The organism is Tardiphaga sp. 839_C3_N1_4 (assembly GCF_051811045.1).
In the GTDB taxonomy this organism is placed as follows: domain Bacteria; phylum Pseudomonadota; class Alphaproteobacteria; order Rhizobiales; family Xanthobacteraceae; genus Tardiphaga.
In genome coordinates this window covers 1,556,969-1,581,412 of record NZ_JBPWQD010000001.1, presented here as the reverse complement: position 1 = coordinate 1,581,412, position 24,444 = coordinate 1,556,969, and the positions used below count along the sequence as shown (strand labels likewise).

The following is a 24,444-nucleotide window of genomic DNA, read 5'->3' as shown; positions in this document are numbered from 1 at the left end:
AGGCGGGGTCTCGCGACCCCGCCGGATGCGGTGTTATTTCTTCTTGCTGAGCACGCTCTGCGGATTGAGGTTGCCGATACGGCCGCTCTCGCTGCCGGCCGCCGGATCGATCACCGCATTGATGAGCGTCGGCTTGCCGGAATCCATCGCCGCATTGACGGCGCGCTTGAGTTCGTCGGGCGAGGTCGCGTTCACGCCGACGCCACCAAAGGCTTCCATCATCTTGTCGTAGCGTGAGCCCTTGACGAAGACCGTCGGTGCCACATCGGAACCGCCGGTCGGATTGACGTCGGTGCCGCGATAGATGCCGTCATTGTTGAAGACGACGATGCAGACCGGCAGATTGTAGCGACAGATCGTCTCCACCTCCATGCCGGAGAAACCGAATGCGCTGTCGCCTTCGATCGCGAGGACAGGTTTGCCGGTTTCGACGGCCGCGGCGATGCAATAACCCATGCCGATGCCCATGATGCCCCAGGTGCCGACATCGATGCGCTTGCGCGGCTGATACATGTCGACGATGCCGCGAGCGAGATCGAGGGTGTTGGCGCCTTCATTCACGAGCATGGCATCCGGACGTTCGGCGATGATGGTGCGCAGAACGCCGAGCGCGCCGTGGTAATCCATCGGCGAATTGTTGTTCATCAGCTTCGGCGCCATCTTCGCGACGTTCTCGTCGCGCTTCGTGGTGACTGCTGATGTCCAGTCGGACGATGCCTTCTGCCAGCTCTTGCCCATGCCATCGAGCAGGGCGGTGACGCAGGAGCCGATATCGCCAACGACGGGCGCGACGATCTCGACGTTGGAATCCATTTCCTTCGGCTCGATGTCGATCTGGATGAACTTCTTGGGCGCGCTGCCCCAGGCTTTGCCCTTGCCGTGCGACAGCAGCCAGTTCAGGCGTGCGCCAATCAGCATGACGACGTCGCTGTCTTTCAGGACCGTCGAACGTGCAGCACCCGCACACTGCGGATGGGTGTCAGGCAGAAGGCCCTTGGCCATGCTCATGGGCAGGAACGGAATGCCGGATGTCTCGACGAGTGCCTTCACAGCATCGTCGGCCTGCGCATAGGCGGCGCCCTTGCCGAGAATGATCAGCGGCTTCTTCGCCGATTTCAGCACGTCGAGCGCGCGCTTGATCGAATCCGGGGCAGGGATCTGCGCCGGCGCGGCGTCGATCACCTTCACGAGCGACTTTTTGCCCGCATCGGCATTCATCACCTGACCGAACAGCTTGGCCGGTAGATCGAGATAGACACCGCCGGGACGGCCGGACACTGCGGCGCGGATGGCGCGGGCGAGGCCGATGCCGATGTCGGCCGCATGCAGCACGCGGAACGCGGCCTTGCAGAGCGGCTTGGCGATCGCGAGCTGATCCATTTCCTCGTAGTCGCCCTGCTGCAGATCGACGATCTCACGCTCGGACGAGCCGGAGATCAGGATCATTGGGAAGCAGTTGGTAGTGGCGTGGGCCAGCGCCGTGAGGCCGTTGAGGAAGCCGGGGGCGGACACAGTCAAGCAGACGCCGGGCTTCTTGGTGAGATAGCCGGCGATCGATGCGGCATAGCCTGCGGCCTGTTCGTGGCGGAACGACAGCACCCGGATCCCCTCGGCCTGCGCCATGCGGCCGAAGTCGGTAATCGGAATGCCCGGCACGCCATAGATCGTGTTGAGGCCATTGAGCTTGAGAGCATCGATGATCAGATGGAAGCCATCGGTCAATTCCTGCTCGGCGGCTGCGTTGGTATCGATGCTCTGGACTACTGCGGACATCCCGCTCTCCCTGACTTTTCTTGTGACTGTTGGTCGTTGCTCAATTGGACGTGGTGCGGAGTGGTGAACCGTCGCGAGACGGCGCTTACGTAAACAATTCCTGGCCGTGGGCTTCGACATAAGAAGCCAGACCGAGCGTGTGATCGCGCGCGCGCTTTTCCGCAAGCTCGGTGTTGCGCTCCTCAAGCGCTTCGATGATGGCCAGATGTTCGGGCAGGGACGTCGCCGTACGGTCCGTGCGTCCGATGGTCAGCTGACGATAGCCACGCACATGCAGCAGAATATCGTTGGTCATATCGACCAGCACTGGCGATTCGCTGAGCGAGATCAGTGCCTGGTGGAAAGCGATATTCGCTTTCGAATATTCCTCAACGTGGTCCTGTGGCAGACGGTCCTTGTTGAAGTCCTTGAAGAAGTCGCGCAGCGCCGAGATATCTTTCTTGCGTGCGGTGGTCGTGATCAGACGCGCGGCCATGCTTTCCAGCGCCGCCCAGGCGCGGATCATGTCGACGATCTCGACCTTGGTCTTTCTGACAACGACGATGCCGCGGCGTGGCACGGTCTTTACAAAGCCATCCTGCTCCAGCATCGCAATGGCTTCGCGGATAGGCGTGCGGCTGACACCGAGCCGTTCCGACAGAGCGCGCTCGTCGAGCATCACCGGATCTGGCGAGGTGTAGATGTCCATCTTAAGAATGGCTTCTTTCAAGGCTTCATAGGCCTTGGTCTTGAAGCTGGTCTCCGGTGCAATCCGAACGATCGCGATATCGGCTTCAGACATGACGGACGGCGCCTTGGTTTGTTTTCGCGTGGGCATGAATCATCTCCAGTCGAGATGTCCTACCACAGAAATAACGTCAATAATTTTTGGCATACCAGATGCCAGCGTGTCAAGATGACAGCTATTTCAGCAATTTTGCGCTGCAACGCGCCTTGACAATCAAGTTTCTGGCATACCAAATGCCATCAATCCGTCTATTGGAAAAGACGTGAAGGAGGAAGCCATGTCCCAATCGAATCTTGCCGTCAAAGAAGCAACACCATCGGCTAAACAGGCCGTCCGCAAAGTTCTCGATGCGGTCAAAGCCGACAAGCGCACCAGCCTGACCGCCCCCGAGGGCAAGCTTGTGTGTGACGCCTACGGCATTCCCGTGCCGAAGGAAGGCGTGGCCACCTCAGCCGCTGACGCTGCCAAGATGGCAAGCGGCATGGGCTTCCCGGTCGTGATGAAGATCGTCTCGCCGGACATTCTCCACAAGACCGAAGCGGGCGGCGTCATCGTCGGCGTCAAGACCGCCGAAGACGCGCAGAAGGCTTACGACACCATTCTGGCCAATGCCAAGAAGTACAAGGCCGACGCCAAGATAGAAGGTATCCAGGTTCAGCAGATGCTGATGGGCGGCACCGAAGTGATCATCGGTTCGATCACCGATGGTTCGTTCGGCAAGCTGGTGGCCTTCGGCCTGGGCGGCGTGCTCGTCGAAGTGCTGAAGGACGTCACTTTCCGCCTCGCGCCCGCGACCAATGATGACGCGCTGTCGATGCTCGATGGCATCCAGGCTGCCGAGATGCTGCATGGCGTACGTGGCGGCGATCCTGCCAATCGTGAAGCGCTGGCCGACATCATCGTCAAGGTGTCGCAGCTCGTCAGCGATTTCCCTGAAATGGTCGAACTCGATCTCAACCCGGTTTTCGCCACCAAGAAAGACGCGATTGCCGCCGACGTGCGTATCGTCGTCGATTTCGACTACAAACCGCGCCCCGCGCCGCGCTCCAACGCCGAAATCGTCACGGCGATGAACCGCATCATGATGCCGAAGGCCGTCGCCGTGATCGGTGCCTCTGCCGAAGATGGCAAGATCGGCAATTCGGTGATGAAGAACCTCATCAACGGCGGCTACAAGGGCGACATCTATCCGATTCATCCGAAGGCCGAAGAGATCATGGGCCGCAAGGCCTATAAGAGCGTCAAGGATGTTCCGGGCGTGATCGACACCGCGGTATTCGCGATTCCCGCCAAGTTCGTGGCCGGCGCGCTGATCGAATGTGGCGAGAAGAAAATTCCGGGCGCGGTGCTGATCCCGTCGGGCTTTGCCGAAGCCAACGAGCCTGCGCTGCAGGAAGAAATCGTCGCGATCGGCAAGAAATACGACGTGCGTCTGATGGGGCCGAATATCTACGGCTTCTATTACACCCCGGCCAATCTCTGCGCGACTTTCTGTACAGCCTATGACGTGAAGGGCTCAGCGGCGCTGTCGTCGCAGTCCGGCGGCATCGGCATGGCGATCATCGGCTTCTCGCGCTCCGCCAAGATGGGCGTGTCGGCCATCGTCGGTCTCGGCAACAAGAGCGACATCGACGAGGACGATCTGCTCGCCTTCTTCGAGCAGGATCCCAACACCACGATCATCGCGCAGCACTGCGAGGATCTGAAGGATGGCCGTGCCTTCGCGGAAGCCGCCAAGCGCGTCTCCAAAAAGAAGCCGGTCGTCGTACTGAAGGCCGGCCGTACCTCGGCCGGCGCCAAGGCGGCCTCGTCGCATACCGGCGCGCTCGCCGGCAACGACAAGATCTATGAGGACGTGCTGAAGCAGTCGGGCGTCATTCGCGCCCGCTCGCTGCGCCAGCTGCTCGAATTCGCCCGTGGCATTCCCGTGCTGCCGACGCCGAAGGGCGAGAATGTGCTGATCATCACCGGTGCCGGTGGTTCGGGCGTGCTGCTGTCGGATGCGGTGGTCGATAACGGCATGTCGCTGATGGCGATGCCGCCGGATCTGGATGCGGCGTTCCGCAAGTTCATCCCGCCGTTCGGCGCCGCCGGCAACCCGGTCGACATCACCGGCGGCGAACCGCCGATCACTTACGTCAACACCGTGAAGCTGGGCCTCACCGATGATCGCATCCACTCGCTGATCCTCGGCTACTGGCACACGATCGTGACGCCGCCGATGGTGTTCGCGCGCAACATGGTCGAGATCAAGAACGAGATGAAGGCCAAGGGCATCGAGAAGCCGATGGTGGCTTCGCTCGCGGGCGACGTGGAAGTCGAGGAAGCCGCCGAATATCTCTACCAGAACGGCATTCCAGCTTACGCCTATTCGACTGAACTTCCGGTCGAGGTGCTCGGCGCCAAGTACAAGTGGGCGCGGGGAGCGGGGCTTCTGTAAGCGGCCTTCCGATACACAAGAACAAAGCGCCGTCCGGGAAACCGGGCGGCGCTTTTTTGCGTTTGCGGTTCTGGCTATACGATCACCGGCTGTTCGGCGACGCCCTCACGGCCGAAGATGCGCAGATAGCGTTCGATCTCTGCAGGGCTGCTGCCGGTCGTCTTGGCCGGATTGTCCGAGAGCTTCACCGCCGAGCGGCCGTTGGCATAGGTGACCTTGCAGACCAGGCTGATTGGGTCGAGTGAATCGAGCCCGCGCGGATGCGCGCCGCGGAAGTCGTTGGTGGCCATGGTGCCCCAGCCGAAGCTCTCGCGAATGCGCCCGCGGAAGCGCTGATGCAGATCGATCATCAGATCGACTTCGAGACCGTCGCTGAACATTGCGCGCTTCTTGCGCGGATCTTCGCCACGCATGGCGTACCAGGCGATCATCTCTTCGCCCGCCGCAACCGGCTCCTTGCTGTCCATGCGCATGCCAGTCCATTGTGAGGCCCAGGGCGGCGCGTCGCGCAGGAACTGCGTCATGCCGAACGTATCGGGCAAAATGATTAGCAATTCGCCGTCATAGACCTCCTGCCACTTCGCCAGCACGTCATATTGTGCGGTCTTCAACTGTTCGTCATTCTCGGCGAGGCAGGCGAACACCATCGGCAGTTCGTGCGAATTGGTGCCGATTGCTTCGAATGAATGCTTGAAGGCGAGCAGGGCGTTCGACGTTCCGACGAAGCTGCGGCCAAGCTCGTTGGCCATCGCGTCCGTCACCCATTCCTGCCACAGGAAGCCATGGCGGCGACGGGTGCCGAATTCCGCGAGCCGCATGTCCGGATAGGATTTCAGCTTCTTGATCTTGTTCCAGATCTTGGTCTTGGTCTGGGCGTAAAGAATATCCAACTCGAACTTGTCCAGCGTGGCCATGGCGATCCGCGACCGCAATTCGCTGACGATGGCGAGCGCGTAGATCTCCCACATCGTGACTTCGGCCCAATCACCTTCGAAGGTGAGGACATATTGACCATCGATGGTCTCAAGCTTGTAGTCAGGCAACCTGAAGCTGCGCAGATATTCGATATATTCCGGACGGAAAATGTCGCGGCGGCCGTAGAAGCGGTTGCCGGCCAGCCAGATCAGTTCGTTCTCCCGGAATGAAAGCGTGCGGGCATGATCGAGCTGCGCGCGCAGCACCGCTTCCGGAATGATCTCGGCAAGGCGGACGGTCTTGGTCCGGTTGATCAGGCCGAAGGTCACGGGCACCTTCGGATAAAGCATCCAGATGAACTGGTGCATCAGGAATTTGTAGAAGTCGGTGTCCAGCAATGACCGGATGATCGGATCAAGCCGGTAGTTGTGATTGTGGACCCGGGTGGCGAAATCCATCATGGCAACGCCACTCCTGGTAACGTGCCTGATCGTGGCACCTGCACCGAAACGGCAGTGGCCGCATCGCTGACGCTGTCTTTGCAGCAGTTCATTAAATTGGCGTATCCGCCGGGTTTATCGATGTCAACGCAAGCGCTGAACCGCGCTTTCACAATCGAGGATTGTCGTGGCAGCCCAGCCTTTGTCGGTCTGTTTCTGGCCCTGATCCTGCATCTGCGGGCATTGCGCAGAATTGTTTGCATGCTTACGATTTCCACCCTGCAGGTGGGCGCCCCGAAACGATGAAGGACAGCACCATGAAAGTCGTCGATCTCTCCCACGTCATGAATATCCACACGCCCGGCTGGGTGGGCTATGCCGGCAACAAGATGTATTATGCGCAGAACCTGCAGACGCAGATGATCGTGGCGCAGCGGATCGAGACGGCGCTGCATGCCGGCACCCATTTCGACGGCGCGATGCACGCCACCGACGGGCGCAAGGGCGATATGGCCTCGCTGCCGCTGGATTACCTGTTCAATCGCGGCGTTGTCGTCGATATCTCCAGCCAGATGCACGACTGGGCGGTGATCACGCCGGAGATGCTTGAGAAGTCCGGAGCGGATATTCGCGAAGGTGACATTCTGATCCTGCACACCGGCTGGCACAAATATTACGAAGGCCAGGCGCAGCAGGATCTGGTGAAATACTTCTGCTATCATCCGGGCCCGAACCTCGACACCTTGCACTGGATGCTCGAGAAGAAGATAAAGTGGTTCGGTATGGACACAGGGTCCTGCGATCACTCGATGAATACTTCAATCCGCAATATGCGTCCGGACATCGCTGCGCAGTTCACCAAGAAGCACGGCAAGACGCCGGCTGAGTTCTTCGGCACTTTCGAATACACGCACAAGCTCTCGGGCCGGCATGTCTCTGCCGACATGTTCCCGTTCCACAACTACGCGTTTCAGGAAGGCCTGTTGCATGCCGAGAATATCGGCGGCGACATCGAGCTGATGCTGAACCAGCGCTGCCTGATCGGCGCATTCCCCTGGCGCTATGAAGGGCTTGAGTCATGCCCGTGTCGTATCCTGTGCTTCACTGATACCGGCGATGCGTCGGTGGAAGCCATGGGCAATGCCGCAAAGGCGATTATGGGGTGAGGGCGTAAGGCCTATCCAGGTCATTGCGAGGAGCGAAGCGACGCGGCAATCCAGTTCTTTCTTAATGAATGACTGGATTGCTTCGCTGCGCTCACAATGACGGCTGAGAGGTCAGCGTTTCAACCGCGCATCCGGCGCGTTTGCCTGCAGCGTATTCTGGATGCCTTCGCGGAGCAGGGGATAGTCGGCGCGATCCCAGTCCGCCATCCTGATATCGGCGAGCAAGGTCGCCGACTTTCCAAACACCACGATGCGGTCGCCCACGGCCATGGCTTCTTCGAGCTGATGCGTGATCAGGATCGCGGTCGATTTAAACTCTCGTGCCAGTTCGACGAAGGTCTTTCGCAGCTCATTGGCCGTGACTTCGTCGAGCGCACTGAAGGACTCATCCGCCAGTAGAATTTCAGGCTGGACGGCGAAAGCTCGAGCGATGGCCACGCGCTGGCGCATGCCGCCGGAGAGTTCGCGCGGATAGGCATTGGCGAATTTCTCCAGCCCAAGCCGTTTCAGCCAGGTCATCGCGCGCTCCTGCTGAACGTCTTCGGCGATGCCGATCAGTTCGAGCGGGAGCTTGATGTTGTCGAGGGCCGAACGCCACGGAAACAGCCGGTCCTGCTGGAATATCGTCGCGATCTTGCCGCGGAAGGCGTTGAAGTCGTCATAGGGTGTTTTTCCGCCGATGGTGATACTGCCGGCCGTAGGATGTTCGAGCCCGATCAACAGATCGAACAGCGTCGACTTTCCGCAACCGGTCTTGCCGACTATGGCGATGAGTTCGCCGGGATCGATCCGCAGTGACAACTGGTCGATGGCCGTAATCGATTGACCCGATGTGGTCTGGCGGAAGACCTTGCGCAGGCCGGAGATCTCAATGGGCGCTGAAGCTCCGGTCATGCCCGCCACCGCAATACGTGTGTTTCGAGCCTGACGAGCAATGCTTCGAGGAAGAACAGCAGCACGACCAGCACCAGCGTCCAGGCAAACACGTCAGCCACCGAGAACAATTCCTGCGCGACCGAGAGCTGATGCCCGATGCCGGTCACTGCGCCGACGAGTTCAGCGATGGTCACGACGCGTATGGCGAGGCTGAGCGTGATCTTCCAGCTCGTGATGATCCCCGGCGTGATCGCCGGCAGCATCAGCTTGTGAAAGAACTGCAACGGCGTCGGCCTGAATGAGCGGATCATCTGCTTCAGATCGCGCGACACCTCGCGCATGTTGTCGAGGGCATCGACGGTGAAGACCGGTGCGCAGACCACCACCAGCACGAAGACGATGCGGAATTCGACGCCCTTAAACCACAATACCGCGAACAGGATCCATGAGACGACCGGTACAGCCATCAGGATACGCACCATCGGGCGCAGATATTTCTCGACGCTGTCAGACAGATACATCAGCACTGCGACCAGCAGGCCGATGATGAATGACACGACCAGCGACAGCAGCACGCGGCCCAGCGTCACCGCAACGTCGAGCGGGGTGATCTTGGTCAGGCTTTCTGCAATACGGCCGAGGCCCGGGATCGCGAAAGCGGGGATGCCCAGCGATGGTGCCAGATAGGACATGACCTGCCATACCGCTGCGAAGAGCACGATCGATATGATCGTCTCGCGCGGCAGGCTGGAGATCATCAGGCTTCGCGGTGACCTTTCGAAGATCGGCTCCTCGAATGGCGTGGCAGGTCTCGGTTCGTCAGGGGGCATAGATGATCGCTTCGTCAGGCAGCTTTGGATGGAAGCCGGCGGCAACGGCGCGCTCGAACGTATCCCAGATGCTCTTGCGTTCGGTGGCGTCCCAGGCTGGCTTGGCGTCGAAGTCCCAGCGCTTGGCGAGCACGGCTTCCTTCAAGATGCCGGGCGGCAGCTTCACGGTCTCGACTGCGATCTTGTCGGCACCATCCGGATCGCTGCGCAGATATTTGGTGACGTCCGCCAGCGCCGCGACGAACTTCTTCGGCGCATCCGGGGCTTTCTTGATGGTGTCCTCGCGCATGGCATAGACCAGCTCCCAGCCGGTGGTGCCCGCGATCTCTTTCCAGCCGTCGTTGGCGTTGAAGATGATCTTCAGCGACGGATCGTCCTTCATCATCATAGTGGCGATCGGCTCGATGATCATCGCGGCATCGACGCGGCCGGCGGCAAGCTGGGCGCGCGCTACCGCGAAGTTGGCGTTGACCAATGTCATGTCCTTGGCCAGGTCCATCTTTTTGGACTTCGCGTAGATCGACAGGATCTGGAATTGCCCGCTGCCCATGTCGGCGGCGAGTTGCTTGCCTTTCAGGTCGGCGAGCGACTGGATGGCCGGGTCCTTGGTGATGATGACGAGATCGGCGAGCGTGGCACCTGTTGCGACGATTTGCAGCGGCACGCCTTCGAGGCGCAGCTTCTGGAAGTAGGTGGGGCCGCCGATCAGCGTGTCGATTTCGCCGGTGGCGAGGCCCGCATAATAAGAGGAGAAAGAAGGGTAGACCTGAACTTCGGCCTCGAAACCGTTCTTGGTATCGAACTTCTGCGCCTTCATGATGTTGATGATGATCGGCGCGAAGACGGGAAGTGTCAGACTACCCACGCGGATTTTTGTCGGCGCCTGCGCCTGCGAATTTGTTGCGAGCGCGGTGCTCATCAGCGTAGCAGCCGTGCCCATTGTGAAGGCGCGTCGCGAAAGTCCGGTCATGACATCTCCTCAAGAAACGTTGTGGCGCGTGGCTTTTCGATGGGTTTATGCGGCGTTGCGATATTTGTTTGTAAGCAAATGATATGCCAAAATTGAATCCACTAAATCCTCTTGCAGTCGTGAAATAACGCTACTAGCATTTCGTTTGTGTGCAAATGAAATCTGCTCTGACTGCAGGAGGCGACGATGCCGCACGTGACGACGCCCGACGGGACGCAACTCTATTATGAGGAAGTCGGTACCGGGAGTCCTGTGGTTTTCGTCCATGAGTATGCGGGAGATTACCGCACCTGGGAGCCGCAGCTTCGTTACTTCTCGCGCTCCTATCGTTGCGTCACCTACAGCCAGCGCGGTTATCCGCCATCGGATGTGCCGACCGATCCAGCACGTTACGGCCAGGATATTGCGCGCGATGACGTCATCGCACTGATGGATGCACTGAAGATCGACAAGGCGCATATCGTCGGTCATTCCATGGGCGCATCGACGGCGCTGCATGTCGGCATCCACTATCCGGACCGCTGTTTGTCGGTGACGGCCGCGAGCTGCGGTTACGGCTCCAGCCCCGATCCCGCTTTCGTGGAGCAGGGCCGTGCAGCCTCGCGCGAAACCGCCAAGATGTTCGAGACGGTCGATTTTCCGACCGCTGCAGCGCGTTACGCTGATGGTGCGACGCGTCAAACCCATAAGAACAAGGACCCGCGCGGCTTTGCCGAATTCGCACGTATGTTGGCCGATCACTCCCCGGTCGGGCACGCGTTGACCATGCGCGAGCTGCAGGCCAAGCGCCCGATGCTGTGGGAGATGAAGCCGCAACTCGAGAAATTCACGCCGCCACTGCTGATCATCGTTGGCGACGAGGACGATTGGTGCCTCGATCCCAGCATCTTCCTCAAGCGCACGGTGCCGACGGCAGGTCTTCTGGTATTGCCGCGTGCCGGCCATACCATCACCAGCGAAGAGCCGGCGGCATTCAATGCAGCGCTGGCTGAGCTTTTCCCGGCGGCCGAGTCCGGCCGCTGGATGTCGCACAAGCCGGCGGTCTGAACGATGAGCACGCCCGGCGATATCGTCATTGATATTGCGGACGGCATCGCGACGCTGCGTCTGGCCAATCCGGCCCGACGTAACGCGATCTCCACGGCGATGTGGAACAAGATCGCCGCCTTTGCCGGCGACGTCGCCACGCGCAAGGACATCCGCGTCGTGGTTATCCGCGGGGAAGGCGACCTGATGTTTTCCGCGGGCGCAGACATTTCCGACTTTGCTACGGCTCGATCAGGCGAGGGCAATGCCCGGGCCTATGACGATCTGGTCGAGAATACCTGCCTGGCGATCGAGGCGATCCCGCAACCGACCATCGGGTTAATCTATGGCGGCTGTATGGGCGCCGGCTCGTCGGTCGCCGCGAGTTGTGACATGCGCGTTGCTGCTGATGATGCCTTCTTCGCAGTGCCCGCCGCCAAGCTAGGTCTGGGCTACGATCCGCGCGGTATCGCCCGCTTCATCCGCGTGTTCGGCGCCGGTGCGACGCGGCAAGTCTTGTTCACGGCGGATCGTCTGCCCGCCATGCGCGCTCATGCGCTGGGCGCGGTGCATGTTATCGCACCGAAGGCTGACATTGAATCGCTGGCTGGCGAGCTTGCAAAGAAGATCGCCGGCAACGCGCCGCTGACCATCAAAGCCGCCAAGGCTGCGATCCGTGCACTGAGCACCAGCAACGCCGAACTCCTGGCGGAAGCCGAGCTGTTCTATGCTGCGGCCGATGCTAGCGCCGACTACGCCGAAGGCCGCAAGGCCTTTGCCGAGAAACGACCCCCGCGTTTTACGGGAAGCTGAATTTATCATTTCCATTTCTGCCAACCCAAGAAGGACACGCACATGGATCTCCAACTCAAAGGCAAATGCGCTCTCGTCACCGGCGGCAGCGAAGGTATCGGCAAGGCGATTGCGATGACGCTGGCCAAGGAGGGCGTCAATGTTGCCATCTGCGCCCGCCGCATGGAGCCACTGGAAAAGACTGCTGAAGAAATCCGCAACGCCTACGGCGTGACGGTTGTCGCAATCACCGCCGACCTCACCAAGGACGCCGACGCCAAGGCTTTCGTCGAGAAGGCCGCCAAGGAACTCGGCAGCATCGATCTGATGATCAACAATGCCGGTTCGGCACCGGGCGGCGTGATCGAGACGCTCACCGAAGCCGACTGGGAGCAGGCGCTGCAGCTCAAATTCATGGGCTATGTGCGCTGCCTGCGCTACGCGCTGCCGATCATGGTCAAGCAGGGCGGCGGTCGTGTCGTCAACCTGATCGGCAATGACGGCGTCAAGCCGTCATATTGGGAAATCGCGCCAGGTGCGGCGAACGCTGCCGGTCAGAACATGACCCTGTCGCTCGCAGGTCAGTATGGCCGTCACAATATCTCGTTCTGCGCCGTCAATCCGGGCCCGGTTCGTACCGAGCGCTGGGCCGGCCTTGTCAACGCGATGTCGCGCGACATGAAGATCTCCTACGAGGAAGCCGACAAGCTTGCGCCGGCCTCGATCCCGCTCGGCCGCATCGCCGAAGTCGAGGAAGTTGCAAATCTCGTCGTCATGCTCGCGTCGCCACTCGTGCAGATGGCGAACGGCACCATGATCGAAATCGATGGCGGTCAGGACAAGGCGCTGATGGATCGTTTCCGCGATCGATAGTCGTCAAAATCAGGCGCGCGGCGGCGGAATATCGCTGCCGCGCAGCTCTGCGAAATTCGGTCGCAGATGCGCGCGCATCGGCCGACATCAGATGATCAAAACTTCGGCGATGTGCTAGGCATGTTGCACCAAGACCGGTCTTGACAACGAAGAGGGTGCGCCGGACTATTTGCGTACAAACTAATTCGCGTTGCAAACATGGGGCTGCAAGCGACGCAAGGGCGAACGGTTGATCCGTTTCTTGCGAAGGCTTCGGCGAGAATCACTTCTATCGCAAACGTCGATCACAACGGAGTTCGATCATGATGACGGCTCGTTCCCTTCACTCACTCGCGATTGCCGGCACAATGGCCGGCGCACTGACATTGTCGTTCGGCCACGCGGTTCTCGCGCAGGACACGATCAAGATCGGTGAGCTCAACAGCTACAAGACACAGACCGCGTTCCTCGATCCCTACAAGAAGGGCTGGGAGCTGGCGATCGAACAGATCAATGCCAAGGGCGGCGTGCTCGGTAAGAAGCTTGAAGTGATCTCGCGCGATGATGGCTCGACGCCGGGCGATGCCGTGCGCGTGGCCGATGAGCTGGTGACGCGCGAAGGTGTCAACATTATCGCCGGCACGTTCCTGTCGCATATCGGTCTTGCGGTGACAGAATTCGCCGGCAAAAAGAAAGTGTTCTTCCTCGCCGCAGAGCCGCTGACCGACAAGATCACCTGGCAGAACGGCAACAAGTATACGTTCCGCCTGCGTGCCACGACCTATATGCAGGTTGCCATGCTGCTGCCGGATGCGCTGGCCGCCAAGAAGAAGCGATGGGCGCTGGTCTATCCGAATTTCGAGTATGGCCAGGCCGCGGTCGCGACCTTCAAGGAAATGATGAAGGCCAAGCAGCCTGACATCGAATTCGTCACCGAGCAGGCACCGCCGCTCGGCAAGGTCGATGCCGGCGCCGTGGTGCAGGCCATCGACGATGCCAAGCCGGACGCGATCTTCAACGTGCTGTTCGGCGCGGACTTCTCCAAGCTGGTCCGTGAAGGTACCACACGTGGCGTATTCAAGGATCGCACCGTCGTGAGCCTGCTGTCGGGCGAACCGGAATATCTCGATCCGGTGAAGGAAGAAGCGCCGGTCGGCTGGATCGTCACCGGCTATCCCTGGGACAAGATCAAGACCCCGGAATACCTGGCGTTCCTAACGGCCTATCAGAAGAAGTACAACGACTATCCGCGTCTCGGTTCGATCGTCGGCTATGTCACGATGACTTCGCTGGCTGCCGGTATCGCCAAGGCGGGATCAACGGACACCGACAAGCTGATTACGGCCTTCGAAGGGCTGAAGCTCGACAGCCCGTTCGGTCCGTTTATGTATCGCGCCAGCGATCATCAGGCGACGATGGGCGCTTACGTGGGCAAGATCGCGCTTGAAGGCGGCAAGGGTACCATGGACGACTTTAAATATGTCGATGGTGCATCGGTGCTGCCCAGCGACGCCGAAGTGAAGAAGCTCCGTCCCGCGACCGAGTAACAGGAAGTACGACGATGATCGCCGTTGATACTCTCCTCGCACGTTCAACGCGGGGAGGGGGATTCCTCCGATGAGTTTCAACGCGTTTCTGTTTCAGGCACTAAACGGCCTGTCGGCCGCCTCCGGCCTGTTCTTCGTGGCTGCCGGGTTGTCGCTGATTTTCGGCGTCACCCGGATCGTCAATATCGCTCACGGGTCCCTCTATATGATCGGGACCTATATCGCTTACAGCATCGCCACCAAGGTCGGCGGTGCCGTCGGCTTCTGGGGCGGCATTGTTCTGACCGCATTGCTGGTGGCCCTGATCGGCGCTGCGATCGAGATCCTTCTGCTGCGGCGGATCTATCGCGCGCCTGAGCTGTTTCAATTGCTCGCCACTTTCGCGCTGGTGCTCGTTATCAACGACGCGACGCTGTGGATCTGGGGCCCTGAGGATTTGCTTGGCCCGCGCGCGCCAGGCCTGACCGGCTCCATTGAGGTGCTCGGCCGCCGGTTGCCCACCTATGATATCTTCCTGATCTTCGTTGGCCCCTTCGTGCTGTGGATGTTGCATCTGGCTCTGGCCAAGACCCGCTTCGGCCGGTTGATGCGTGCGGCCACGCAGGACCGCGAAATGGTCGGCGCTCTCGGCGTCAACCAGGCCATGCTATTCACGGGCGTGTTCGCGCTCGGCGCTTTGCTCGCAGGTCTTGGCGGCGCACTGCAGATCGCGCGCGAGCCGGCGACGCTGGCGACCGACCTGATCGTGATCGGCGACGCCTTCGTCGTCGTCGTGGTCGGCGGCATGGGGTCCATTTCAGGTGCCTATCTCGCGGCGGTCATCATCGCCGAGGTCAAGGCGCTGTGCATCGGCCTCGGCGTCGTGAATTTTGGCGGCTTCACGGTCAATTTCTCCAAACTGACGCTGGTGGCTGAATTTCTCGTGATGGCTGCAGTGCTGATCGCACGGCCGTATGGCTTGCTCGGTCGGGAGCAGGTGGCTGTGCGCAGTGTCGCGGAGCCCGAAGAGCCGCTGCGTCCGGCGACAATGGCCACGAAGATTGCCGGCCTCATTCTTCTCGTCGTCCTCGTGTGCCTGCCGCTGATCGCCAAGAGCTCGCCCTATACGCTGGTGCTCGGCATCGACGTGTTGATCGCCGTGCTGTTCGCAACCAGCCTTCATTTCATCATGGGGCCGGGCGGCATGCATTCCTTCGGCCACGCGGCCTATTTCGGCCTCGGTGCTTACGGCGCAGCGCTACTTGTGAAATGGTTTGCTGCGCCGATGGGGCTGGCACTGGCGGCTGCGCCGGTGCTGGCGCTGGTCGGCGCGCTGCTGTTCGGCTGGTTCGCTGTGCGACTGTCCGGTGTCTATCTGGCGATGCTCACGCTCGCCTTCGCCCAGATCGTATGGGCGGCCGTGTTCCAGTGGGAAACACTCACCGGCGGCTCCAACGGCGTGCTCGGGGTGTGGCCGTCGGCGCCATTCGACAGCCGTGGGGCATTCTATTTCCTGACACTCGCGCTGGCCGCGCTCGGCGTGTTGTTGCTCCGCAAATTCCTGTTCGCGCCATTCGGTTACGCGATGCGGGCAGGGCGTGACTCCCCCTTGCGCGCTGAAGCGATCGGTCTCGACGTCAAGCGCGTGCACTGGCTGGCCTTCGCCATTGCTGGCGGCATCTGCGGCATCGCTGGTGGATTGTTCGCCTTCGCCAAGGGCTCGATCTCGCCGGAGACCATCGGCGTCAGCCGCTCCATTGATGGTCTCGTCATGGTTCTTCTCGGTGGCATCCAAACGCTGACCGGCCCGATTGTCGGTGCGTCGGTCTATGCGGTGCTACAGGATTTCATGATGCGTTCGACAGAGTACTGGCGTGCATTGCTTGGCGGCATCATCCTGCTACTAGTACTGGCCTTCCCGAGTGGCATCGTCGGCGGCTTCGTCAAGCTGATCTCACGTCGGAAGGCCGCATCATGAGCGACCTCGCCATTCGTTCGCTCTCGAAATCCTTCGGCGGCGTCCGTGCCGTCAACGAGGTCTCGTTCGACATCAAGCGCGGTGAATTTCTTGCGCTGATCGGTCCAAACGGTGCGGGCAAGTCGACGTGTTTCAACATGATCAACGGCCAGCTGCCGCCGGATTCCGGCGAGATCTGGTTCGAAGGTGCGAAGCTCAACGGCAAGAAGCCACGCGATATCTGGCGCCTTGGTATCGGTCGTACCTTTCAGGTCGCCGCCACCTTCAACTCGATGACCGTTATCGAGAATGTGCAGATGGCACTGATCTCCCACGCCAATCAGGTCTACCGGCTGTGGAAGCCGGCATCCTCGCTGCATCGCGAACGCGCGCTGGAACTACTCGCCCAGGTCGGCATGCAGGATGTCGCTGATCGGCCGAGCCGCGAGCTGGCTTATGGCGACGTCAAGCGCGTCGAACTGGCGATTGCGCTCGCCAACGATCCCCGCCTGCTGCTGATGGACGAGCCGACAGCCGGCATGGCTCCCAAGGAGCGCAATGATCTGATCGCGCTGGTGAAACGCCTGGTGATCGAGAAGGGCATCTCCGTGCTGTTCACCGAACATTCGATGGACGTGGTGTTCGCCTTCGCCGATCGCATCATCGTGTTGGCGCGGGGCCGGCTGATCGCCGACGGCGATGCGAAGTCGATCCGCGACAATCCGCAGGTGAGGGAAGTGTATTTCGGCACCGGCAAGACCTTCCAGAAATCGGAGGCCCGCTGATGAGTGCCCCGATGCTCTCGGTCGAAAATCTCGGTGCGTCCTACGGAGCCGCGCAGATCCTTTATGACCTCAGCCTGCAGGTCGGGCGCGGCGAAGTCGTCGCACTGATGGGCCGCAACGGCGCCGGCAAGACCACGACCATGAAGGCCATCATGGGCCTGATGGCGCAGTCTACCGGCAAGATCCGGTTCGATGGCCACGATATCTCCGGCCGGCAGCCTTACGAGATCGCGCGGCTCGGCCTCGGCTTCACGCCGGAAGACCGCCGCATCTTCTCCGATCTGACGGTGCTGGAAAATCTCGACATCGGTCGCCAGCCGCCGCGCAAGTTCAGCGACGGCGTGGCGGCGCCGGTCTGGACCGAGGAGAAGTTGCTGGCACTGTTTCCCAATCTTGGCGAAATGCCGAACCGGCCGGGTGGGCGGATGAGCGGCGGCGAGCAGCAGATGCTCACCGTGGCGCGGACGCTGATGGGCAATCCGCTGCTGATCCTGCTGGACGAGCCGTCCGAGGGCGTTGCCCCCCTGATCGTCGAACTGATGGCCAACACCATTCTCGAATTGAAAAAGGCCGGGGTGTCGATTCTGCTGTCGGAGCAGAATGTGCATTTTGCCGAACTGGTCTCGGACAGGGCCTATGTCCTCGAAAAGGGCCAGATCCAATGGGATGGCACCATGGCCGAGCTGGCGGAGAATATTGACATTCAACGCGCTTATTTGACGGTGTAACGACCAAAACTTCAACTGTCGCGGCAACCGAAGATCGTTCATAACTAGCAAGAGATCATCGGGGACGACATGGCGCAGAAACCGACCAAGCTGAAGGCCCTTCCGACCGCGGAGCCATCGCCGGACTATGTCCTCGACTCCCAGGTCGGCTTCCTGATGCGCGTGGCGATGCAGCGCCACACCTCCATCTTCATGTCCAACATGATCGAGGATCTGACCCAGACGCAATTCGCGGTGCTGGCGAAGCTGCATGAGGTCGGCCCGAGTTCACAGAACCATCTCGGGCGGCTGGTCTATCTCGATGCCGCGACCATCAAGGGGGTTGTGGACCGGCTGGGCCTGCGCGGATTCATCACCACCGGTAGCGACCCTACGGATCGCCGTCGCCGTGCAGTGTCGCTGACCGAGAAGGGCGCTCGTGTGGTCGATGCCGCAATCCGCGTTGCAGCGGACGTCAGCGCCAAAACGCTGCGCCCCTTGACCGCCGAAGAGCAACGCACACTGACGCGGTTGCTGAAGAAGATCACCTGATCACATCTTGCTATTGAGCAGGGCTTTGATCCTCTGCGGCGAGACCGGCAGCTGCGTGATAGCCCCGGGCTGGCCGAGCGCGTCGTCGATCGCCGCTGCAATCGCCGCGCCCACGGCATTGGTGCCGCCTTCGCCGGCGCCCTTGAGCCCCATCGGGTTGAGCGGGCTCGGCGCATCCTCGGAAATGATCACTTCGACATCAGGTACTTCGCGGGCCGTCGGCATCAAATAGTCGGCAAATGTCACCGCCAGCGGCTCGCCGCGGTCGTCGTAGGTGAACTCTTCATAAAGCGCACCACCAATGCCTTGGGCCACGCCGCCAACGATTTGGCCATCGACCAGCATCGGGTTGATCGCTTTGCCGATGTCATAGGCGACGAGATAGCGCTCGACGCTGACGCCGCCGGTATCGCGCGCCAGTGAGACGACGGCGACATGGACGCCGTATGGGTAGGTCATATGCTTGGATTCGAACGATGCTTCGGCGAACAGGCCAGGTTCGTCGTCGCCGAGCAGATTGCTTCCCGGTTCGAGCGCTTTTGCGATCTCGGCAAGTGTCATGGACGGGCCGGTGCTGCCATCGAGACGGATGATGTGACCGTCGACAATGTCGAGTTGATCGGCGGACAATTGCATCAATTCGGCTGCCGCAGCCAGAGCCTTATCGCGCAGTTTCAGCGCGGCCTGCCGCGTCGCTTCGCCCGTCATCACGGAGACGCGCGAGGCGAAGGCGCCGAGGCCTCTGGCGATACGGTTGGTCTGTCCGTGGATCACGCTGACACTATCGTAGCTGGCACCAAGCTTCTCCGCACAGATCTGCGCAATGACAGTCTCGACGCCCTGGCCGACCGACGCGGCGCCGGTGACGACTTCCACGAGCCCGTCGGTCCCGACATTGATCCGCACATCGTCGAACGGGCCAAGACCGCTTTTCTCGACGAACATGGCGACACCGGAGCCGACCAGTTCGCCGGCTTTCCGGCGCTGCGCAATCTGCGTCTGCAACGCGTCCCAGCCAATGCCATCCAGCGCCTTGTCCAGCAGTTTCGGATAATCGCCGGAATCCAGCACGATGTCGGTGCCAAGCGTTTCCAGCGCACGCGTCACCGGCATCGCGCTTAGCGCGATGAGGTTGCGGCGTCGGACCTCGACGCCGTCGATGCCCACCTTGGCCGCAACCGCATCCAGCAAGCGTTCGCGCACAAAAGTGCTCTCATAGCGGCCGGGCGCGCGATAGGTCCCGCCGGGCGTCTTATTCGTCAGGCGGATATGGCCGAGCACGCGATAGGCGGGAATGCGATAGGGACCGGGCAGCATCGCGGCGGCGAGGTCAGGCACGGTCGCGGCATGCGTGCGCATATAGCCGCCCTGATCGTGGAAGAACTCGTTGTCGATGGCCAGGATGTTTCCGTCTTTGTCGATGGCAGCCCGAATGTGATGGGTCTGCTGCCGGGAGTGATTGGCCGCGATCAGATGCTCGCGGCGGTCCTCGATCCATTTCACGGGACGGCCGAGGCGCAGCGCCGCCAGACATACCAATACGTCCTCGGGATACATCTCGCCGCGAACGCCGAAGCCGCCACCAACATGGCCTTCGAACAGATTGGTGTTGGCAGCGGTGCGGCCGAACATCTTCGCAAGCTGGTCGCGATTCCAGTGCGGGACTTTCGCAGCACCGTACATTTCCAGCATGTCGGTCTGGGCGATATAGCGGCCGATGGCGCCGCGTGTCTCCAGGGGAACGCCGGAATGACGGCCGATGGAGAGCGAAAGGCTGACTACGGCATGCGCATTGGCGAACGCTCCATCGACGTCGCCATAACCTTTCTCGATCAGCGCGGTCTCGGTCGGTAGTCCGTCGCGGAACTCGCCGACCTCGCCATCGGCCCGCAGGATCACCGGCAGTTCCTCTATCTCGACGTCGACATGCTCGGCGGCATCTTCGGCAAGATAGGGGTCTTCGGCGAACACGACGGCGACGGGATCGCCGACATAGCGCACCTTGTCCTTGGCCAGAATGGTCTGGCGATAAGCGGCGAGCTGCTCCAGCCGGGTCAGGCGAAAGTCGATTGGAGGGATCTCGGAGACATCGGCAAAACTCCAGGCGGCGACCACGCCCGGAATCGCCAGAGCCGGCGCGAGATCGACCGAGACGATATTGCCGTGGGCGTAGGTCGAGCGCACCACGCGCATATAGAGCTGGTTCGGAAAGTTGATGTCGGCTGCAAACTTGCCTTGGCCGCGGAGTAGCGGGCCGTCTTCCTTGCGGGTGACGGATTGGCCAATCAGTCCCGGTTTGGCGGCAGCGTTCACGGCTGACGCATCTCCACCGCGGCGGCGCGCACCGCCTTGATGATGTTCTGATACCCCGTACAGCGGCACAGGTTTGACGACAGCACGTCGACCAGATCGTGGTCGGAAATATCCGGCTCGCGCTCCAGCACGCCGACGGCGAGCATCAGGAAGCCGGGCGTGCAGAAGCCGCATTGCAGGCCGTGGTTCTCCATGAAGGCGCGCTGCATCGGGTGCATCTCGTCGCCATCGGCGAGACCTTCGACAGTGCGGATCTGCTTGCCGTCTGCCTGTTGTGCGAACATCAGGCACGAGCGCACCGGCTCGCCATTCACCAGCACTGTGCAGGCACCGCAGACGCCGTGCTCGCAACCGATATGCGTGCCGGTCTGGCCGCAATCCTCGCGGATCGCGTCGGCAAGGGTCCGGCGCGACTCCACGCGAATGGCGTGGGACTGGCCGTTGATGGTGAGGGTGATGTCGGTCTTATCGCTCATGAGAGTTTCCCGCTGCTGCGCAGGGCCGCACGAATGCGCTGCGGCGTTGCCGGCATTTCATCGATGGAGATTCCGAACGACGAAAGCGCATCGTTGATCGCCGAGATCACCGCTGCCGGCGCACCGATGGCACCGCCTTCGCCGAGGCCCTTGGCCTTGGTGATGGAATTTCCGGTCAGCGTCTCGATGTGATGCAGCTCGATCTCGGGAATTTCGTGGGTTGTCGGTGGCAGGAAATCCGCCAGTGTGCTGGTCAGGATGTTGCCGGTCTCGTCATAGATGATTTCTTCCAGCAGCGCGTTGCCGATGCCCTGAGCGACCCCGCCATGAACCTGCCCATCGGCGATCATCGGATTGATGATCAGCCCGGCATCCTCCGCGACCAGAAACTTCTCTATCTCGACGCGGCCGGTCTCGATATCGACCTCGACAATGGCGACATGGCAGGCATTGGAGAAGGTTCCGGATGGATCGTAGGTACCGGTTTCGGTGAGACCCGGTTCGATCTCGCCCTTGAAGATGTGGGTCTGGTGATAGGCCGCACGGGCCATCGACGCGATGGTGACAGAGCGATCGGTGCCGATCACATGCGCCGAGCCGGACTGCAGCGTGATGTCTTCGGGCGCGGCTTCCAGCAGATGGCTCGCCATCTTCAAGAGCTTGGCGCGGATCTTTTGCGCGGCCAGCAGGCTGGCGCCGCCCGACAGCACCAGCGAACGGCTGGCAAACGTGCCCCAGCCATAGGGCGAGCGATCGGTGTCGCCGTGAACTACCTTGATGAATTCCGGATCGATGCCGATCTCGTCGGCGATGATCTGCGCCAGTGACGTGCGCAGCCCCTGGCCATGCGGCGACGAGCCGATCCGTGCTTCGACGAAGCCAGAAGGATCGATGGTCAGATACACGGTCTCGAAGCCCGGCGTGATCTCCATGCCGCGCGCCGCGAAAGCGGGGCTGCCATAGCCAGTACGCTCGGAGAAGGTGGCAAAGCCGATACCGAGATAGCGGCCGGCATCGCGCGTGATCTTCTGGCGCTTGCGGAATGCGTCGAGGTCGATGGCATTGATGGCCATCTCCATGGTTTCCTTGTAGCTGCCGTCGTCGAAGACGAGACCGGTCGCCGATGTATAGGGAAATTTGTCGATGAGGTTTCGGCGACGCAATTCAGTCGGTTCAATGCCGAAGGCTGTGGCCGCCTTGTCCATCAAGCGTTCGAGCACGAAGGTGATGACCGGCCGCGAGACGCCGCGATAGGGCGCCATCGGACAGGTATTGGTCAGCACGCCGCGCGAGCGACAGTCATAGGCGCGCACGTCATAGGGGCCGGGGAGTTCGGCCAGCGCCATCAGTGGTTCTACGCCGCAGGTTGTCGGAAAGCAGGAGTAAGCGCCGATATTGGCGACAATGTCGCCGCGCAAAGCGAGCAATTTTCCGCTCTTGTCGAATGCGCCTTCGAGCTGGACGTGCTGGTCGCGGCTGTGGAAGCTTGCGATCAGGTTCTCGCGGCGATCCTCGGTCCAGGCTACGGAGCTGCGCAATTTGCGCGCCAGCCAGACCAGCAGCACATATTCCGGCGCCAGCGACATCTTCTGGCCGAAGCCGCCGCCGACGTCGGGCGCGACGACGCGCAGATCGGATTCCGGAATGCCGAGGATGTCGCAAACCGCCGTGCGCGTCAGATGCGGCATTTGCGTGGTGCAGGTCAGCGTCACGCGGCCGGTCGAACCGTCATAGGAGGCATGACCTGCGCGGGCCTCCATAGGTGTCGCATTCTGACGGTGCGAGCGCGCTTCAACATGCAGCATCTTGTGTGCGGTCTTCCAAACATCCTCGAAGCCGGGTGTCGCGATGCGACCTTCGACGATGACGTTGTGCTTGGTGTCGGCGTGAACCAGCGGGGCGTCTTCGGCGAGCGCATCCATCGCGTCGATCAGCGGCGCGCCTTCGGATATCTCGACCTCGACCTGATCGGCAGTGTCCTCCGCCTGATCCTTGCTCGGCGCGTAGACGGCCGCGATGGACTCACCTGTGAACCGCACCACGCCATCGGCAAGGATCGGCTGACCCACGGCGACATAGTTGAACTTGCTCAGCATCGGCCGGATCGGCTTCAGCTTTGTGAGATCCTTGGCCGTGACGATGCCTGCGCCCTCCGGCGCCGTGATGTTCTCGATCGTTCCGGCAGCCACGCTGCTGCGGACGAAGCGTACCCAGTGCGTGGCCGGCATATCCGCGGTGAAGCGGCCGCGGCCGGTGACGAGGGCGGGGTCCTCAAGCCGGCGGATCGAACGCCCGACCCAGGTCGTACCGGAGCCCTTGGTGTGGACCGTCATTGTGCCGACCGCTCCAGTGCGCGCCGCGTCACGGCGCGGACCAGATCGCAGCGATATTCCGCAGTGGTCTGGATATCCTCCAGCGGCTCGATCGCATTGGCTGCGGCTTCGCCGACGGCGACGAACAGGTCCGGCGAGGGAACCTGACCGTTCAACACGTCTTCGGCCTCAGTGATCCGTCGCGCACGATCCTCGGCACCACCGATGCCGACATGGGCATCGGCGATCACGCCATCGACGAGACGATAGGTCACGAGCGCGGCAGACATCGCAAAATCGCCCGCTCGGCGGCTGAATTCGTAGAAGCCGAATTTGGTGTCGTCGGGCAGCAGCGGCAGACGGGCTTCGGCGAGAAATTCGTCCTCGGCGAGCGATGTCGACATGATGCCTTCGAGGAAATCCGTGACATCAACGATGCGTTCGCCACGCACGCTCTTCACCACCAGATTGGCGTCCAGCGTTGCCGCGACCAGGCACCATTCCGAGGCAGGGTCGGCATGGGCGAGGCTGCCACAAAAAGTCCCGCGCATCCGGATCGGATAATGCGCGATGTGGCTGACGACGAAAGCGAGGAGCTTACCGAGCGGACCGTCGATGACAGGCTTATGGAATGCGCCGTGGCGCACCCGCGCGCCAATCGAGAGATAGTCGCCGTCGACCGCAAGGCGGTCGAGCCCTTCGACCTCGTTGATATCGATCAAGTGTGCTGGCCGCGCCATGCGGAACGCCATGATCGGCACCAGGCTCTGGCCGCCCGCCAGAATGCGGCCGTCGAGCGGCGCAAACTCGGCCAATGCACTCACAACCTCATCCACGGTGCGTGGAACATGCCTGGTGAACGGCGCCGGCTTCATGCGGAAAACCCCGAGCAGGAGGGCCAAAATTCACTTGTATGCTAACAATCGCCTTTTGGAAGTCAATCAGGGTCGCTGACGCAAAACGGAGCGTTCGCCGCCTGCGTTTTGATCACACGGGGATAGCTGAATTT

At 61.2% G+C, this 24,444-nt stretch carries 21 protein-coding genes; 11 read left to right on the top strand and 10 right to left on the bottom strand.

The window, feature by feature from the left end:
• Window positions 1-33: 33 nt before the first annotated feature.
• Window positions 34-1,773 (bottom strand): oxalyl-CoA decarboxylase, encoded by a 1,740-nt coding sequence (oxc, locus tag AB8A38_RS07905; RefSeq protein ID WP_439085601.1) that lies wholly within the window; start codon window positions 1,771-1,773, stop codon window positions 34-36.
• Between the two features lie 85 nt (window positions 1,774-1,858).
• Window positions 1,859-2,590: a GntR family transcriptional regulator gene (locus AB8A38_RS07900; protein ID WP_068730533.1), complete on the bottom strand. Its 732-nt coding sequence runs from the start codon at window positions 2,588-2,590 to the stop codon at window positions 1,859-1,861.
• 187 nt (window positions 2,591-2,777) lie between these two features.
• On the opposite strand from AB8A38_RS07900, the gene AB8A38_RS07895 reads away from it, so the two are divergent.
• Window positions 2,778-4,940: an acetate--CoA ligase family protein gene (locus tag AB8A38_RS07895; RefSeq protein WP_315841620.1), complete on the top strand. Its 2,163-nt coding sequence runs from the start codon at window positions 2,778-2,780 to the stop codon at window positions 4,938-4,940.
• 74 nt (window positions 4,941-5,014) lie between these two features.
• Here the strand turns inward: AB8A38_RS07895 and pncB are convergent, their stop codons facing one another.
• A complete protein-coding gene (gene pncB / locus AB8A38_RS07890) occupies window positions 5,015-6,316 on the bottom strand; it encodes a nicotinate phosphoribosyltransferase (RefSeq protein ID WP_093758946.1) in 1,302 nt (433 codons plus the stop codon).
• Window positions 6,317-6,370: 54 nt separating this feature from the next.
• Here pncB and AB8A38_RS07885 point away from each other — a divergent pair, with 54 nt between their 5' ends.
• Together AB8A38_RS07885 and AB8A38_RS07880 are read left to right on the top strand one after the other, a co-directional pair.
• Window positions 6,371-6,601 (top strand): hypothetical protein, encoded by a 231-nt coding sequence (locus tag AB8A38_RS07885; protein WP_439085600.1) that lies wholly within the window; start codon window positions 6,371-6,373, stop codon window positions 6,599-6,601.
• Window positions 6,602-6,612: 11 nt separating this feature from the next.
• Window positions 6,613-7,461: a cyclase family protein gene (locus AB8A38_RS07880; protein WP_439085599.1), complete on the top strand. Its 849-nt coding sequence runs from the start codon at window positions 6,613-6,615 to the stop codon at window positions 7,459-7,461.
• A 111-nt stretch (window positions 7,462-7,572) separates the two neighbouring features.
• Here AB8A38_RS07880 and AB8A38_RS07875 read toward each other — a convergent pair whose 3' ends face one another.
• Genes AB8A38_RS07875 through AB8A38_RS07865 form a run of 3 tightly spaced genes read right to left on the bottom strand, consistent with a single transcriptional unit; the run spans window position 7,573 to window position 10,137 of the window.
• Complete coding sequence (locus tag AB8A38_RS07875) at window positions 7,573-8,355, bottom strand: ABC transporter ATP-binding protein (RefSeq protein WP_439085598.1); 783 nt, start codon at window positions 8,353-8,355, stop codon at window positions 7,573-7,575.
• Window positions 8,352-9,167 carry an ABC transporter permease gene (locus AB8A38_RS07870; protein ID WP_439085597.1) on the bottom strand — a complete coding sequence of 272 codons (816 nt, stop codon included), beginning with the start codon at window positions 9,165-9,167 and terminating at the stop codon, window positions 8,352-8,354. The genes AB8A38_RS07875 and AB8A38_RS07870 overlap by 4 nt, the downstream gene beginning before the upstream one ends.
• Entirely contained in the window at window positions 9,157-10,137 is a 981-nt protein-coding gene (locus tag AB8A38_RS07865; RefSeq protein WP_439085596.1) for an ABC transporter substrate-binding protein, read from the bottom strand. Before AB8A38_RS07865 ends, AB8A38_RS07870 begins: the two co-directional genes overlap by 11 nt.
• A gap of 186 nt (window positions 10,138-10,323) precedes the next feature.
• On the opposite strand from AB8A38_RS07865, the gene AB8A38_RS07860 reads away from it, so the two are divergent.
• From AB8A38_RS07860 to AB8A38_RS07825, 8 genes are all read left to right on the top strand, one after another.
• Window positions 10,324-11,184 (top strand): alpha/beta fold hydrolase, encoded by an 861-nt coding sequence (locus AB8A38_RS07860; RefSeq protein ID WP_315841625.1) that lies wholly within the window; start codon window positions 10,324-10,326, stop codon window positions 11,182-11,184.
• A gap of 3 nt (window positions 11,185-11,187) precedes the next feature.
• A complete protein-coding gene (locus AB8A38_RS07855; RefSeq protein WP_439085595.1) occupies window positions 11,188-11,976 on the top strand; it encodes an enoyl-CoA hydratase-related protein in 789 nt (262 codons plus the stop codon).
• Window positions 11,977-12,018: 42 nt separating this feature from the next.
• Window positions 12,019-12,828, top strand: a complete 810-nt coding sequence (locus AB8A38_RS07850) for an SDR family NAD(P)-dependent oxidoreductase (RefSeq protein WP_089267123.1) — start codon at window positions 12,019-12,021, stop codon at window positions 12,826-12,828.
• A 305-nt stretch (window positions 12,829-13,133) separates the two neighbouring features.
• Window positions 13,134-14,354 (top strand): ABC transporter substrate-binding protein, encoded by a 1,221-nt coding sequence (locus AB8A38_RS07845; protein WP_439088476.1) that lies wholly within the window; start codon window positions 13,134-13,136, stop codon window positions 14,352-14,354.
• Between the two features lie 70 nt (window positions 14,355-14,424).
• Entirely contained in the window at window positions 14,425-16,311 is a 1,887-nt protein-coding gene (locus tag AB8A38_RS07840) for an ABC transporter permease (RefSeq protein ID WP_439085594.1), read from the top strand.
• The gene (locus AB8A38_RS07835) at window positions 16,308-17,075 is read left to right on the top strand and encodes an ABC transporter ATP-binding protein (protein ID WP_439085593.1); all 768 of its coding nucleotides are present in this window, start codon (window positions 16,308-16,310) and stop codon (window positions 17,073-17,075) included. The genes AB8A38_RS07840 and AB8A38_RS07835 overlap by 4 nt, the downstream gene beginning before the upstream one ends.
• A complete protein-coding gene (locus AB8A38_RS07830; protein WP_439085592.1) occupies window positions 17,075-17,803 on the top strand; it encodes an ABC transporter ATP-binding protein in 729 nt (242 codons plus the stop codon). Before AB8A38_RS07835 ends, AB8A38_RS07830 begins: the two co-directional genes overlap by 1 nt.
• A gap of 69 nt (window positions 17,804-17,872) precedes the next feature.
• On the top strand, window positions 17,873-18,334 hold the full coding sequence (locus AB8A38_RS07825; protein WP_175367395.1) for a MarR family winged helix-turn-helix transcriptional regulator: 462 nt from the start codon (window positions 17,873-17,875) through the stop codon (window positions 18,332-18,334).
• Here the strand turns inward: AB8A38_RS07825 and AB8A38_RS07820 are convergent, their stop codons facing one another.
• The 4 genes from AB8A38_RS07820 to AB8A38_RS07805 are packed head-to-tail and all read right to left on the bottom strand — an operon-like array spanning window position 18,335 to window position 24,310.
• Window positions 18,335-20,647: a xanthine dehydrogenase family protein molybdopterin-binding subunit gene (locus AB8A38_RS07820; RefSeq protein ID WP_439085591.1), complete on the bottom strand. Its 2,313-nt coding sequence runs from the start codon at window positions 20,645-20,647 to the stop codon at window positions 18,335-18,337.
• Entirely contained in the window at window positions 20,644-21,123 is a 480-nt protein-coding gene (locus AB8A38_RS07815) for a (2Fe-2S)-binding protein (protein ID WP_439085590.1), read from the bottom strand. The genes AB8A38_RS07820 and AB8A38_RS07815 overlap by 4 nt, the downstream gene beginning before the upstream one ends.
• Complete coding sequence (locus AB8A38_RS07810) at window positions 21,120-23,456, bottom strand: xanthine dehydrogenase family protein molybdopterin-binding subunit (RefSeq protein WP_439085589.1); 2,337 nt, start codon at window positions 23,454-23,456, stop codon at window positions 21,120-21,122. The genes AB8A38_RS07815 and AB8A38_RS07810 overlap by 4 nt, the downstream gene beginning before the upstream one ends.
• The gene (locus AB8A38_RS07805; RefSeq protein WP_439085588.1) at window positions 23,453-24,310 is read right to left on the bottom strand and encodes an FAD binding domain-containing protein; all 858 of its coding nucleotides are present in this window, start codon (window positions 24,308-24,310) and stop codon (window positions 23,453-23,455) included. Before AB8A38_RS07805 ends, AB8A38_RS07810 begins: the two co-directional genes overlap by 4 nt.
• Window positions 24,311-24,444: the final 134 nt, after the last annotated feature.